The sequence below is a fragment of the Sporosarcina luteola genome (assembly GCF_023715535.1).
Taxonomy (GTDB): Bacteria; Bacillota; Bacilli; order Bacillales_A; family Planococcaceae; genus Sporosarcina; species Sporosarcina luteola_B.
In genome coordinates this window covers 99,024-113,081 of sequence record NZ_JAMBOI010000004.1, presented here as the reverse complement: position 1 = coordinate 113,081, position 14,058 = coordinate 99,024, and the positions used below count along the sequence as shown (strand labels likewise).

General features: G+C 45.7%; 14 protein-coding genes. 1 reads left to right on the top strand and 13 read right to left on the bottom strand.

Going from position 1 to position 14,058, the window contains the following annotated elements:
- Positions 1-7: 7 nt before the first annotated feature.
- Both yqeH and M3191_RS09835 read right to left on the bottom strand, forming a co-directional pair.
- Positions 8-1,123 (bottom strand): ribosome biogenesis GTPase YqeH, encoded by a 1,116-nt coding sequence (gene yqeH, locus M3191_RS09840; protein WP_251700222.1) that lies wholly within the window; start codon positions 1,121-1,123, stop codon positions 8-10.
- Positions 1,111-1,626: a YqeG family HAD IIIA-type phosphatase gene (locus tag M3191_RS09835; protein ID WP_251700221.1), complete on the bottom strand. Its 516-nt coding sequence runs from the start codon at positions 1,624-1,626 to the stop codon at positions 1,111-1,113. Before M3191_RS09835 ends, yqeH begins: the two co-directional genes overlap by 13 nt.
- Before the next feature lie 169 nt (positions 1,627-1,795).
- Between M3191_RS09835 and sigK the strand changes: the two genes are divergently transcribed.
- Positions 1,796-2,497, top strand: a complete 702-nt coding sequence (gene sigK / locus M3191_RS09830) for an RNA polymerase sporulation sigma factor SigK (protein ID WP_251694341.1) — start codon at positions 1,796-1,798, stop codon at positions 2,495-2,497.
- A gap of 243 nt (positions 2,498-2,740) precedes the next feature.
- On the opposite strand, the gene mtnN is transcribed toward sigK, so the two are convergent.
- The 11 genes from mtnN to recD2 all read right to left on the bottom strand — a co-directional run bounded on the left by mtnN (position 2,741) and on the right by recD2 (position 14,023).
- On the bottom strand, positions 2,741-3,433 hold the full coding sequence (mtnN, locus tag M3191_RS09825; RefSeq protein ID WP_251700220.1) for a 5'-methylthioadenosine/S-adenosylhomocysteine nucleosidase: 693 nt from the start codon (positions 3,431-3,433) through the stop codon (positions 2,741-2,743).
- A 32-nt stretch (positions 3,434-3,465) separates the two neighbouring features.
- A complete protein-coding gene (locus tag M3191_RS09820) occupies positions 3,466-4,191 on the bottom strand; it encodes a YrrS family protein (protein WP_251700219.1) in 726 nt (241 codons plus the stop codon).
- A gap of 65 nt (positions 4,192-4,256) precedes the next feature.
- Positions 4,257-4,733 (bottom strand): transcription elongation factor GreA, encoded by a 477-nt coding sequence (greA, locus tag M3191_RS09815; RefSeq protein ID WP_251700218.1) that lies wholly within the window; start codon positions 4,731-4,733, stop codon positions 4,257-4,259.
- 101 nt (positions 4,734-4,834) lie between these two features.
- Positions 4,835-5,473, bottom strand: coding sequence for a uridine kinase (gene udk / locus M3191_RS09810; RefSeq protein WP_251700217.1), 639 nt, complete (start codon positions 5,471-5,473; stop codon positions 4,835-4,837).
- Positions 5,474-5,505: 32 nt separating this feature from the next.
- Positions 5,506-6,147: an O-methyltransferase gene (locus tag M3191_RS09805; protein WP_251700216.1), complete on the bottom strand. Its 642-nt coding sequence runs from the start codon at positions 6,145-6,147 to the stop codon at positions 5,506-5,508.
- Between the two features lie 27 nt (positions 6,148-6,174).
- A complete protein-coding gene (mltG, locus tag M3191_RS09800; protein ID WP_251700215.1) occupies positions 6,175-7,293 on the bottom strand; it encodes an endolytic transglycosylase MltG in 1,119 nt (372 codons plus the stop codon).
- Between the two features lie 103 nt (positions 7,294-7,396).
- Positions 7,397-7,690: a DUF1292 domain-containing protein gene (locus tag M3191_RS09795; protein ID WP_251700214.1), complete on the bottom strand. Its 294-nt coding sequence runs from the start codon at positions 7,688-7,690 to the stop codon at positions 7,397-7,399.
- Between the two features lie 10 nt (positions 7,691-7,700).
- Positions 7,701-8,120, bottom strand: coding sequence for a Holliday junction resolvase RuvX (gene ruvX / locus M3191_RS09790; RefSeq protein WP_251700213.1), 420 nt, complete (start codon positions 8,118-8,120; stop codon positions 7,701-7,703).
- Complete coding sequence (locus M3191_RS09785; protein ID WP_251624673.1) at positions 8,117-8,389, bottom strand: IreB family regulatory phosphoprotein; 273 nt, start codon at positions 8,387-8,389, stop codon at positions 8,117-8,119. The genes ruvX and M3191_RS09785 overlap by 4 nt, the downstream gene beginning before the upstream one ends.
- Positions 8,390-8,470: 81 nt before the next feature.
- Positions 8,471-11,104 (bottom strand): alanine--tRNA ligase, encoded by a 2,634-nt coding sequence (gene alaS / locus M3191_RS09780; protein WP_251700212.1) that lies wholly within the window; start codon positions 11,102-11,104, stop codon positions 8,471-8,473.
- A gap of 465 nt (positions 11,105-11,569) precedes the next feature.
- Entirely contained in the window at positions 11,570-14,023 is a 2,454-nt protein-coding gene (gene recD2, locus M3191_RS09775) for an SF1B family DNA helicase RecD2 (RefSeq protein WP_251700211.1), read from the bottom strand.
- Positions 14,024-14,058: the final 35 nt, after the last annotated feature.

The window sequence follows — 14,058 nt, the reverse complement described above, 5'->3', positions numbered from 1 at the left end:
GCCCTCCTTAAATAAGCGATGGACGCAGTACTACATCAACTCCACGCGGTGCATGTACTGCAACGACGACACCAGGATGCTGTATAGTGATCCAACCCAATCCCGAAATGACAAGATCCATTTTCGGTTTCTTGATCGAGAATTCATGCCTTACTAGTGGTGGCATCTTTTCAATGGAATCACCGCTCGGTGGGGAAAGCATTTCGCCGAGATGGGTGGCATATAACGAATCGGCATTCTCAAGCTTTGTCCGATGAATCGGTAATTCATTGGAAACATGAATTGTAAATGATGAGCGATCGCCTGATAGAAAATCGAACCTTGCAAGACCGCCGATGAATAAAGTCTGCTCCGCGTTCAATTGGAATACTTTTGGCTTCAGTTCCTTTTTCGGCGTGATCGCTTTCAAATCCTTCGTATCCAAGTGATGGGCGATCTGATGGTTGTTTATGATGCCCGGTGTATCGTAAATGGCCTTTCCATCGTCAAGTGGAATTTCAACAAGGTCTAATGTCGTTCCCGGGAAATGGGAAGTGGTGATCACTTCGCCCATGCCGGTCGCATTTTTTATGATCCGGTTTATGAATGTTGATTTTCCCACATTCGTGCATCCGACAACATAGACGTCTTTCCCTTTCCGATATTTATCAATGGCATTCAGTGCCTCTTCCATGCCATGCCCTTTGTACGCAGAAATGAGCAATACATCAATCGGCTTCAATCCAAGCTTCGCTGACTCTGTCTTCATCCAATTGATCATACGGTTCCGGTTGATCGATTTAGGAAGAATATCGGACTTATTGCCGATCAGAAGAATGTCTTTTTTGCCGACAAAACGTTGCAAGCCGTTGATCCAGCTGCCGTTAAAATCAAATATATCAACGACTTTGATGATTAACCCGTCTTTTTCGCCGATGCCATTCAATATCGCAAGGAAATCGTCACCAGATAAGGAGACGGGCTGTAATTCATTGTAATTCCGCAAGCGGAAGCAGCGGCGGCAAATGACTTCCTCTTTCTCCAAAGAAGCTGCAGGTGCATATCCTTCCTTTTTCGGATCCTCTGATTGAATTTCAATTCCACAACCTATGCATGTAAGTCGCTCCAAACTTATTCCTCCCATTTAATCAATCCTTGTCTTTTCAGTTTCGCCATAATCCTTCTTTCGATCATCCTATTGAATTTTGTCACAAATCCGTCCGAGCTTGCTACGGGCACGACTAAAATTGTATGGAGCCCGAAACGGTTGCCGCCCAAAACATCTGTCATAAGCTGATCGCCGACCATGACGGCTTCTTCCTTTTTCAAACCCATCATTGCAAGGGCTTTTTTAAAATTCTTCGCTAATGGCTTTCGGGCATCGCAAATGAATGGCGTGCCAATCGGACCGCAGAAAGACTCCACCCGGCTTTGATTATTATTCGAAAGAATTGTCACTTGGAGGCCGGCTTCCTGCATCCTTCGTACCCATTCCATGATTTCAGGCGTAGCTTCAGGTCGATCCCATTCCACAAGCGTATTATCCAAATCCGTGATAATCCCTTTAATCCCTTTTTCAATTAAGGCTTCGGGTGAAATTTGAAAGATGTCTTTTACATATTCATCCGGCAAGAAAATTTTATACAAGTTATCCACTCCGTTATTTCACTAATAGTATTCCGATTATACCATACTGGCATCCAATGGTACGGAATGGACCAAGCCGGAAATCTGTTCGATTTCCTCGTACGTTTTACTGAATGTAAACAAGCATTCATCGCATATGCTGTCATATAACGACACAGGAGGTGGACCGATGAGCGGGTTTGTCATGGCCCTTGTCCAACTGTGGGTCGAAGTTCCTGCTATGGTCGGCTATATCAGGGGGCAGGCGTTCCGTCGACCGCTTTCAAAAGCGGAAGAGGCAGATTGCTTGCAACGGCTGGCAGAAGGTGATGAAAGTGCGAGAGATGAACTCATTGAAAGGAATATGCGCCTTGTCGCTCATGTCGTAAAAAAATTCCATCCAAAACACGAACAACTAGACGATTATATTTCCATCGGTACAATCGGGCTCATGAAAGCCGTGAACAGTTTCACTCTTGATCGTAAGACGAAACTTGCGACGTATGCAGCCCGCTGTATCGAAAATGAAATACTGATGTACTTACGAACGCAAAAGAAAGTGCAGAAGGATGTATCGCTTTTCGATCCGATCGGAACTGACAAGGACGGACAGTCCCTTCAGATAGCAGATCTGTTGCAGACCGATGAGGAAGCACCAATCGATACTGTACAGCAGAAAGAGCAAAAGGAAAGGCTATACCGCCATCTCGGAAAGCTGGATGGAAGAGAATTAGAGATCATTCAAAGAAGGTATGGTCTGCTCGACGATCAACCAATGACTCAGAAGGAAATTGCGCAGCAGCTCAACATATCAAGAAGCTATGTCTCACGTATCGAAAAAAGAGCGATTGTTAAACTGTACCAGCTATTCAAGCATGAGTATAATGAATGAAAAGTGCACAACTACTGCAAATGAAAAGGCGTTTCCTAACATGGGGCCACGGCCCTAAGAAAGGAAACGCCTCTTTTCATTTCATTATCTGTACTGCTTGTCTTATCAGTCTGCACTTACCTCACGCGCGATAACAACCGCAATGACTGTCGTCACGAAAAACACACCTGCCATTAGATAAAACATATCTTATTACCTCCTTCACAGCAAAATGCAACCTGCTATCATCTTACCATAATCACCTTAAAATTTCGAGATGGCGCGCATGACAATTTCCGAAGAATGTTTCGCTGCAAGAGGCAAGAATTCATCAAAACTAATCGATGATTTTTTGCCTGCGATATCGGATAATGCACGGATGACGACAAATGGCGTTCCGAACTGATGACACACTTGCGCAACTGCGGCGGCTTCCATTTCAGCTGCAATCATTGTTGGGAATTGTCCTTTTACAACTTCTACCCGTGCCGCATCACTCATGAACACATCACCGGAAGCGATCAATCCGACCGCATACTCATGCTCGCCTACCTCCACGACCGCTTCCTTGGCAATCCGAATAAGCTTTTCATCCGCCGGGAAAGATGGAGGCATTCCTGGAACTTGTCCGACTTCATAACCAAAGGCAGTTGCATCGACATCATGATGTCTCACTTCATCGGAAATAACGATCGTACCAACTTCAAGGGATTCTTTAAGACCACCAGCTGAACCGGTATTTAATACTGCATCAGGTCGATATTCCTGAATAAGCACTGTCGTCGCAACCGCCGCATTCACCTTTCCAATGCCGCTTTTGACAAGAATGACTTCATGTTGACCGATATTACCTTCAATGAACTCACAACCAGCAATCTCACGACTTGTTGGCGACTCAATCTTCCCTCTTAAAATTTCAACTTCTTGTTCCATTGCACCAATGATCGCAATTTTCATTACTAATCCTCCTGTTGACTATCCTTTGCTGTTCAATAATCAAAATCCAATGTTCTTAAAACGTCCATGCTAACCGGCTTCCAGCCTTCCCCATCAATCCACTCGATATAAACGCGGAATATTTTAGATCCATCCTTCGTCGTAACGATTCCGATTGATTTTTGTGGTCCGCCGCCATTTTTAACCCTCTTATAGAATAATTCATCTTCAGAGAAGCCAGTCGCGTAGGCAATAGCTTTTTTCTTTTCGATATAATCTATAGAATTTGCTTCATATTGTGAAATATGCTCACCTGATTGGTCTGTGCCGATCGGCTTCCATGCCGGATTGGTGATAGTTTCCTTAATGATTTCATCAGTACCCGGAACGATTGTCACCATACCTGTTCCCTCTTCATCCTTAGCACCGTCCTCGCTGTCGGCAGTTCCTTCCGCTTCTTTGCTAGGTGCTGAAGACTCTTCCGAATCGTCACCTTCCGTATCACTATGTCCATCCGCTCCCTCTTCATCTTCTGAATCGGAGATAGAATCATTTTCTTCCTTTTGTGTCTCATCGTTGGATGAACCAGCTTCATCGAGCACCTTTTCTTCAGAGGCGATCTCTTTTCCTTCATCATCTTTATTCCCAGTTATGATGGAAGCACCTACAATGAGAATCAGTAAGATGACAAGCCCGATCATACTATTTAATAGCCGATTGCTGCGATTGCGCATTTTCTTGCGATTGACACGCGAGAATCTGGGTTCATTCCCTTTCATATAACCTTCCCCCTATTAGCGTTAATGTTGAATGGCCGCCCTCATTTGAAGGCGGCCATTCCAGGTCACTTGATTTCAACAATAACGACCGACATTTCTCCTCCAGGAGTCGTGATTTTCACTTCATCGCCTTTACCTTTGCCGATCAAACCTTTTGCAATAGGTGAATCATTGGAAATCAATCCCTCAATAGGATTTGCTTCTGCAGAGCCGACAATTGTATATGTCTCCTCGTCTCCGTCAGGAAGTTCCTTGAATGTAACCGTTTTCCCAAGTTGAACTTCATCAGTGTTCATTTCATCCTCTGTAATGATGACGGAGTTGCGGATCATCGATTCCAGTGAAGAGATTTTCCCTTCGACAAATGCCTGGTCTTCCTTTGCAGAATCGTACTCCGAGTTCTCCGATAGGTCGCCGTAGCTTCGTGCAATTTTGATGCGCTCCACAACTTCTTTACGTTTTACAGTTTTTAGAAACTCCAGCTCTTCTTCTAATTTCTTCTTACCCGACGCAGTCATCGGGAACTTTTTCTCTGATACCATTATTCAACACTCCTCATATTCCTGTTCATAAAAACACTATGCCGCTCCTGCGAGAGGTATGCGACATAGGCTCATTTATATTGAATTCTGACTACATCATATTACAAGTTCGTACCAAATTCAAGAATTGTTTTTATTTTCGTGACCATCAGATCGACTGCAACTTCATTATGACCGCCTTCGGGAATGATAATATCCGCATACCGTTTCGTCGGTTCAATGAATTGATTATGCATCGGACGGACGACGGAGAGGTATTGTTCAATAACCGACTCGATTGTGCGTCCCCGCTCATTAATGTCCCGCATTAGACGTCTAATGATTCGCAGATCCGCGTCCGTATCGACAAAGAGTTTAATATCCATCAAATCACGGAGCCTTTCATCCTCCAAAACAAGAATTCCTTCAAGGATGATTACATCTTTCGGCTCAATCGCTATTTTCCGTTCTGATCTTGTATGGAGCGCATAATCATAAACCGGCTTTTCGATTGTCTCCCGATTAAGCAGCTTTCCGATATGGTCTATGAGCAGATCCGTATCAAATGCTAACGGATGATCGTAGTTCGTCAACAATCGATCTTCAAATTTAAGATGGGATTGATCCTTGTAATAAAAATCCTGTTCTATGACAACAACTGAATGTTCCTTAAACACGTCATAAATTCGATTAGTGACACTTGTCTTTCCTGATCCCGAACCACCGGCTATACCGATGACAAGAGGTTTTCTTTTATCCATTTCTTTTCCTCCCACAAATACAGGGCTATTGCTCAGTCCCTCTTTTTCACAGCAACCAGGATGCCGTCACCAACCGGCAACAATGAGGTTTCATAATCCGGATGCTTCATGACCCATGAAGTGAATTCCTTCAGATTACGGATCATTGTCCGATTCCGCTTCGGCACCTCTTCATCCGGAACCATCACGGCGCCATGCATGAACATATTATCACAGTAAATTATGCCGCCCTTCGCTACAAACTCGGAGTATTTTTCGAAGAACCGTTTATATTGTCCCTTTGCAGCATCGATGAAAAGGGCATCATACCATACTGGAGGTAGCATATCATCTGACAGGAGAAGGGCATCTCCCTCAATGATCGTAATCCTCTCTCCGAAGCCGCTTCGCTCAATATAGTCCACGGCGGATGCATACCGCTCTTTGTCCCGCTCAATCGTGACGACTGAAGCTTCCTTCAAAGAAGAAACCATCCGGATAGCAGAATAGCCTATTGCGCTTCCAATTTCAAGTATTCGCTTCGGACGTTGAATTCGAAGCAGGCCGATGAACGTTTCCATTCCGCTACTATCCATGATCGGAATCCGGTGTTCTGCGGCGAATTCCTCCATTTCGCGGAGTAACGGATTGTCTTCTTCCCGCAAACCGGAAATGTAGGATTCAAAGTCTTTCATACATGCACTTCCAATCTTTTGGATCATTCAATCAATATATTTTGCCCGATTTGCCAAATGCTCATCATAGGTCTTCGCAAAATGGTTATTCCCTTCCTTGTCGGCAAGGAAATAAAAGTAGTCTGTGAAGGAAGGATCTACGACCGCTTCAATCGAAGATCTGCCGGCATTTGCAATCGGACCTGGCGGAAGGCCTGTATGGACATACGTATTGTACGGATTCTCGATTTTAAGATCTTCAAATAGGACCCGATCCTTATGTTTGCCTAATGCATATAGCACCGTAGGATCCGTCTGCAATGGCATTCCTTCATCCATCCGATTGTAAAAGACGCTTGCAATCGTTTCGCGATCTGTATTTGAAGTCGCTTCCCTTTCAAGCAGACTGGCAAATGTGAGCAGCCAATGGACCGATTTCTCTTTGCTTTCCAAAAATGCAAAATACGGTGTGATATTGTCCGACGTTGCATTCAGCATTGTCGTCACAACCGTTTCGACTGACGGCTTTTCTTCATAAAATGGATACGTCGCAGGGAATAAATACCCTTCCAACGGATAGCGGACATCCTCTTTCAATATTTCTTCTGTTAGGATGTTCGGATATCGTCCCATCAGATTGGCAATTGTTTGTTCGTCATTGACATAATCCAAAAACTCTTTTTCAGGTATGCCTATCCGCTTTTGCACGGTTGCTGCAATTTGGTCCAATGTCAGTCCTTCTGGAATCGTCATTGTAAATACGGGGGTCCTATACACTTTTCCCGTCTTCAAGCTCTCGATCAATTCATCTAATGTCATTGATTTTGTCAACCCGTAGGAACCAGCCTGAAATTGTGATTCATTATTGAATTTCGCGTAGTATTTAAAGATCTTCGCGTCTTTAATGAGCCCCTTTTTTTCCAACATTTCCGAAATTGACGATAAGCCCGAACCGATCGGGATTTCCACTTCAATTACTTCTTCCGAGTTCGGATCGACCGGTTGAAGGGCCTCACTTATGTATTTATAGACCGCCCGGCCTCCGATCAGGCCGCCAATTATCAGAACGAGCGCCACAACAAAAACGATTCGCCTGACAATCTTTACTTCTTTTTTCTGTTCAATCATCTTTTGGAACATTTGATCCTTTTTTGAACCATTATCCATCCACCATCACCTCTATTCGAACAAAATACTATCTAAAAAAAGTTCCATTGCAGTGAAAAGACGGAATGGCCTGCACCATTCCGTCGTCCGTGCACAATATGGATTATTCTTCGTCCTCTTCTTCTTCAAGGAATGTGTTCAACATTTCCTCGATCATGTCCCATTCTTCTTCAGTCTCAATCGGCAATAGCTCGCCGTCTTCGTTGTCTTCCGATGGGATGAACGCCGATGCATGAATCTCCACTTCTTCATCATCGCCCACTTCATCTTCGCCTAAAATATGATAAAGGACGTATGACTTCCCGAAATCCTCTGATTCGAATGTGAAAATCACCTCACATACATGCTCCACACCGTGCTCGTCTACGACTGTCATTGTTTCTTGTCCATGTTCCATTACAATCACCTCATCTGTTTTTTGAATCAAGATACCCTTGGAGTATCATGACTGCCGCCATCTTATCGATGACAGTCTTTCTTTTTTTCCTGCTGACATCGGCATCGATCAACATGCGTTCCGCTGCCATCGTCGTCAATCGCTCATCCCAAAGGATGACAGGAAAACCATACGCCTCTTCCAACATTTCAGCGAACCTTTCGGATGCTTCCCCTCTCGGACCTACTGAGTTGTTCATGTTTTTCGGAAATCCGACTACGAAAGAGGTGACCGTATATTCTGCTACAAGCTCTTGAATTCTGGACATGCCAAATTGGCCGGCGCTTTCATCGATTTTAATCGTTTCGATGCCTTGGGCTGTCCACCCAAGAGCATCGCTGATTGCAATCCCGACCGTTTTGGAACCGACGTCCAATCCCATTACCCTCAATTCGTCTGACCCCCGTTTTCACGGATGTAAAACTTAACCAATTCCTCGAGAATCTCGTCCCTCTCCAATTTCCTTATGAGGTTACGCGCCTCATAATGGCGAGGGATGTAAGCCGGGTCGCCCGATAAGAGGTAACCGACAATTTGGTTGATGGGATTGTAGCCCTTGTCTTCCAGTGCTTTGTGCACATGGAGCATGACCTGCTTCACTTCCTGCTCCATCGATTCTTCAGGAAAGTTGAATTTCATCGTCTTGTCGTATGAATTCATAGTCGACACCCCGCTTTCCAATCGTCCGTTAGCAAATCGGATACCTTTCCCACTAACTCTATACCCGACTTCCATTTCCACTTAAACGGATTTGACATAATCATACACGGAATGAAGTGCTTCATCAAGTTTAGAAGCATCCTTCGCACCTGCCATCGCCATGTCCGGACGGCCTCCGCCTTTACCACCACAAAGAGATGCTACATGATTGACGATTTTCCCTGCATGGAAGTTCCCGTTTTTCAAATCTTCCGTCACTCCTGCTGCCAGTAGAACTTTCCCATCAGCTGCAGCCCCGAGGATAATTACACCTTTGCTTACTTTCTGCTTCAATTCATCAATCATTTGACGCAGAGCATTATTGTCTTTTACATCGACCCTTGCCGAAAGCACTGTCACATCGTCAATCTGTTGCGCAGTTGCTAGAATGTCTGTAAGTTGACTGTTCCCAAGCTTCGCCGAAAGCGATTCATTATCCCGTTGAAGCTCTTTCATTTCCGACAGGAATGAGCCGACTTTTGTAACAACATCTTTCGGATTAGATTTCAATAATGCAGCAGCTTCCGTAAGAAGCGCCTCTTCCTTTTTAAAGGAATGATATGCCTCTTGACCCGTGACCGCTTCAATCCTTCTAGTCCCTGCTCCGATGCCGCCTTCCGATTCGACCTTAAAGAGTCCGATTGTTGACGTTGCTGGCACATGGCATCCACCGCATAATTCAATGGAGTAATCCCCGACTGAAACGACGCGGACGATGTCTCCATATTTCTCACCGAATAGCGCCATAGCACCCATCTCTTTTGCTTCTTTAATCGGTTTCTGTTCGATCTGGACAGGAATATCGGCCCAAATCTTCGCGTTAACGATTTCTTCGATTTGTTCCAGTTCTTCCTTCGTCACCTGTCCGAAGTGGGAGAAGTCAAAACGGAGACGGTCTGGACCGACATAAGAGCCAGCCTGGTTGACATGCTCACCAAGAACAGTTTTCAACGCCTGATGAAGCAGATGTGTAGCTGTATGGTTTTTAATGGTTAATTTACGAGATTCCGCATCTACCTCAGCCAATACTTCCGCGTTGTCAGCAATTTCTCCTGAACGAACAACCGCAGTATGCAAGTGTTGACCGTTCGGAGCCTTTTTGACATCTTTCACATCAACGATGAATGTATCGCTCGAGACAGTTCCTTTATCGGCGATCTGCCCGCCGCTTTCCGCGTAGAAAGGTGTGCGATCAAGAATGAACTGGATTTCATCGCCTTCAGAAGCGTGTGCAATCAATTCGCCATTATGCAATAGGGCAACGATCCGTGTCTCGCAGGACAGTTGATCATATCCGATGAATTCGCTTTTTGCATGAATGTTGCCAAGCACTTCCGATTGAACATGCATTGAATCTACGTCATTTCGCGCAGCTCTGGCGCGTTTCCGTTGGTTATCCATTTCTTCATCGAATCCAGCACGATCGACGGTAACCCCCGCCTCCTCCGCAAATTCCTCTGTCAGCTCAAATGGAAAACCGTACGTATCATATAGCTTGAATGCATCTGCGCCAGATACGACCGGATTTCCAGCCGCCTTCGCTTTATCAATGACACCAGTCAAAATCGCTATTCCTTCATTCAACGTTTCATGGAAACGATTTTCTTCATTTTTAATGACCTTCATGATGAAAGCTTCTTTATCTTTGACCTGCGGGTAGAAGTCTTGCATCACTTCCCCGACGACAGGGACGAGTTCATACATGAATGGCTTATTGATGCCTAATTGTTTTGCGAAGCGCACAGCGCGACGTAATAGTCTTCTGAGGACATATCCTCTTCCTTCATTGGACGGTAATGCGCCGTCGCCGATTGCGAACGCAACCGTCCGGACATGGTCCGCGATCACTTTGAATGCCGTGTCCTTCACATCATCTTTTCCGTACGCTTCGCCGGACACTTTTTCCACGGAATGGATGATCGGCATGAACAAATCGGTATCAAAGTTCGTAGGCACTTCCTGGATGACAGAGGCCATCCGCTCAAGCCCCATCCCTGTATCGATGTTTTTCTTTGGAAGCGGCGTATACGTATGGTCCGGATTATGGTTGAACTCGGAGAATACTAAATTCCAAATCTCCAGGTACCGGTCGTTTTCGCCGCCTGGATATAATTCCGGATCCGAAAAATCATCGCCGAATGACGGACCGCGGTCGTAGAATATTTCTGAGTTCGGGCCGCTCGGACCTTCTCCGATATCCCAGAAGTTCCCTTCCAATCGGATGATTCGCTCTTCTGGAATTCCGATTTTGTCTCTCCAAATTGAGTATGCTTCGTCATCTTCCGGGTGTACAGTAACGGACAGCAACTCAGGGTTGAAGCCGATCCATTTTTCATTCGTCAGGAAATCCCATGCACGGATGATCGCTTCTTCTTTGAAGTAATCGCCGATTGAGAAGTTCCCGAGCATTTCGAAGAATGTATGGTGGCGTGCAGTTCTTCCTACGTTTTCGATGTCATTCGTACGAATGGACTTTTGTGCATTTACGATTCGTGGATTTGTTGGGACGATGCGCCCGTCAAAGTATTTTTTCAGTGTCGCGACGCCGCTGTTGATCCATAGAAGTGATGGATCGTCGATTGGCACTAGGGGCGCTGATGGTTCTTCGCTATGGCCGTGCTCTTTGAAGTAATCAAGAAACATTTTTCTAATTTCAGATGCTGTTAATTTTTTCATTGTTATTCCTCCTTATGGTCAAGTTGCCATCATACCTGGATTTTCGCTTCAGCCGGACGCTTTCCGCGGGCACAGCTTCAATCTCCTCGTCACTGCGTTCCTGCGGGGCTTTCAGCTCGTGCTATTCCCGCAGGAGTCGCCGGCTTCCGCTTCAATCCAAAATAAAGAACTCGCCAATCCAATAAATAAATAAATAAGGTGAAAATAAAAAAATCCCCGCCCCTGTACAAGGGACGAAGATTTTTCGTGGTACCACCCTAATTTACCGGCGGAAAGCCGGTATCTCAAGAAGCCTTAACGCGGCTAACGGCAAGTGTTAGTTGCTCTCAGGAGTAGCTTTCCGTCAAACGGCCATGGGAATCCTTGCAGCCTTGGGATTCCTTTCTGAGCATGGCGGTAAGCGTACTTTCTCCGTCATCGGTTTTTCTATGATACTTTGGATTATAAGGAATTGCCGCTCCCGTGTCAATCCATCGCCTCCGAAAAGTCATAAGGGGTGACACCTTGCATCCCGATCATCGGGTCGATTCCAAGGATCGTCTCCATCGTCAGCCGATACTCTTTCTGGCTTTGAGGCATCTCGTCAGAGGTTTCAATAGGTTCGTCTTGTTGTTCCCGGCTTAGTGGGACTTGCGCTTTTTCTTCCTGTATTTCGACGGTGGATTCCTTGCGCAAGCGGTCTTTCAATGTCGTCTGCCGTTCAAGTTCATCTGTCCGGTTAATGCCAATTTTAAATTCTTCCGGCTCGCCGCAAAGAATCAGGAAGTTCTTGGCTCTCGTAATTCCCGTATACAAAAGATTTCTCCGGAGCATTTTCCTGTAACCTCGTACAATCGGCATGACGACAATCGGAAATTCACTTCCTTGCGACTTATGGATGGAGCAGCAGTAGGCGAGCGTAATTTGATTTAAGTCATTTCGCTCATATTCAACTTCGATGCCGTCATAGGAAACGATCAGCATTTCCTTTTTATCGACAGTTTCTTTTGCCTTGATAATGGAGATGACTTCGCCCATATCTCCGTTGAATACATTGCTTTCTGGCTGATTGACAAGTTGCAGCACTTTGTCGCCGATTCGATAGACGACATCCCCAAAGGCGACTTCTTTTCTGTCGGGTCCCGGCGGATTGACCATCTGTTGTATCATCTTATTCAATCCATCAATGCCGGCAGGCCCTTTATACATAGGCGCCAATACTTGGATGTTTTTAATGTGATGGCCTTTCGAAACGGCGTTTTTCACGACCTGTTCCACGACCTCTAGTATTTGGTCCCCACTTGCCTTGATAAAAGACCGATCCGTTGTTTTTCGAGTGACGTCATCAGTCCATTTTGCATTTTTAATCATATGAGCCATCTCGATGATTGTCGACCCTGCACTTTGTCGATAAATTTCGGTCAACTCTACGACTGGGATCTTTCCCGAATCAAGCATGTCCTTTAACACTTGACCTGGACCGACAGGCGGAAGTTGGTCTTGGTCTCCGACGAATAGGACTTGGATTTCGTCATGTAGCGCTTTCAGGAGCTGATGGGCGAGCCATGTGTCAACCATGGACATTTCATCGATGATGATGAGCCGCCCTTCCACTTCCCTGCCGACCGCGTCATCTTTTTCCTGTCCATTGAAGCCTAGAAGCCTGTGGATAGTCATTGCAGGCAGCCCTGTCGATTCAGACATCCTCTTCGCGGCCCGCCCTGTTGGAGCCGCTAAAACGATTGGAAAGGTCTCTTCTTTTTCAACATAGTATTTAGGGTCGAGTGAAAGGCCATGGAGCTCGGCATACACTTCTACTAACCCGCGTATGACGGTCGTTTTCCCCGTTCCGGGTCCCCCGGTCAAAATCATGGCAGGTGAATGGAGCGCCTTCTCGATTGCCGACACTTGGGTTTCTGCATAATTGACGCCGAGCCTTTCCTCCGCTTCACCGATCGCCTTGCGGATTTCAGAAACCGGGAACTTGTCGGAAAGGTCATTTTCCATGATCCGTTCCATTTTGGAGGCAATGCCGATTTCCGAAAAATAGAGTGAAGGGATATATAGCTTTCTGCCTTCGCCGCACAGCTTACTTTCCTCAACCAATTCCATGATGCATCTGGAAATTTGGTCGAATGGCACTTCTTCCGTTTGGCTTGATTCCAATAGCCGCTTCACTTCGGGCAAAACCGACTCCGCCTCTAAATAGACATGACCAGCAGACTGGACTCCTTGGTTCATCGTATGGAGGATTGCGGCTTTCACCCGGGAAGGATGTTTGCCTGTAAGCCCCAAATGTCTTCCCAATTCATCCGCGCGTTGGAATCCCACTCCCTCTACGTCCTCGATCAGCCTGTACGGATTCTCTTTCAACAGTTCGATGACTTCTTCACGATAGGTCTGATAGATCCGCATCGAAAGCTGGGGACCGAATCCCCACTCATTCAATTGCACCATGCTTCGTTCCAACCCGAGATTTTCCTGAAGTACTGTGACAAGGGTCTCTTTCCTATCTTCCGAAAGCTTTGGAACGCGATCAAGCACTGAGGGGTTCTCCAAAATCTGTTTGATAGCGTCTTTGCCCAACGTTTTTACGATGGTGTCGGCAGTTTTCCTTCCGATTCCCGGAAATAGATCACCGGATAAGTAATGTACGATTCCCGTTTCGGTTTCAGGCAATTCTTTCGTAAACGTATGGACATCGAACTGCTTTCCGTATGTCGCATGATTGACGAGCCTGCCCGTAAGTCTGTAGTCATCCTCATTCGCCAATGGAGGGAAATTCCCTTTAATGACAATTTCCTTATCCTCATAGCCGCTATTCGTTTTAGTTATTTTCATTTTCACAATGGAAAAAAGATTATCAGGATTGTGGAAAATAGTGACGACAGGCCGTCCAACGATGAAAACCGCTTCATTATTCCCTTTTCCCTCAGCCATACAGATCACCGCCTTGCGTATCCGCCCATTTTGGA

Bases quoted from the DNA above. Each gene is read 5' to 3' on its own strand.
- mltG (WP_251700215.1), bottom strand. From the start codon at position 7,293: ATGGATAATGGTTCAAAAAAGGATCAAATGTTCCAAAAGATGATTGAA.
- M3191_RS09820 (WP_251700219.1), bottom strand. From the start codon at position 4,191: ATGAAAGGGAATGAACCCAGATTCTCGCGTGTCAATCGCAAGAAAATG.
- mtnN (WP_251700220.1), bottom strand. From the start codon at position 3,433: ATGAAAATTGCGATCATTGGTGCAATGGAACAAGAAGTTGAAATTTTA.
- M3191_RS09805 (WP_251700216.1), bottom strand. From the start codon at position 6,147: ATGAAAGACTTTGAATCCTACATTTCCGGTTTGCGGGAAGAAGACAAT.
- M3191_RS09795 (WP_251700214.1), bottom strand. From the start codon at position 7,690: ATGGAACATGGACAAGAAACAATGACAGTCGTAGACGAGCACGGTGTG.
- udk (WP_251700217.1), bottom strand. From the start codon at position 5,473: ATGGATAAAAGAAAACCTCTTGTCATCGGTATAGCCGGTGGTTCGGGA.
- alaS (WP_251700212.1), bottom strand. From the start codon at position 11,104: ATGAAAAAATTAACAGCATCTGAAATTAGAAAAATGTTTCTTGATTAC.
- sigK (WP_251694341.1), top strand. From the start codon at position 1,796: ATGAGCGGGTTTGTCATGGCCCTTGTCCAACTGTGGGTCGAAGTTCCT.
- recD2 (WP_251700211.1), bottom strand. From the start codon at position 14,023: ATGGCTGAGGGAAAAGGGAATAATGAAGCGGTTTTCATCGTTGGACGG.
- M3191_RS09785 (WP_251624673.1), bottom strand. From the start codon at position 8,389: ATGAATTCATACGACAAGACGATGAAATTCAACTTTCCTGAAGAATCG.
- greA (WP_251700218.1), bottom strand. From the start codon at position 4,733: ATGGTATCAGAGAAAAAGTTCCCGATGACTGCGTCGGGTAAGAAGAAA.
- yqeH (WP_251700222.1), bottom strand. From the start codon at position 1,123: ATGGGAGGAATAAGTTTGGAGCGACTTACATGCATAGGTTGTGGAATT.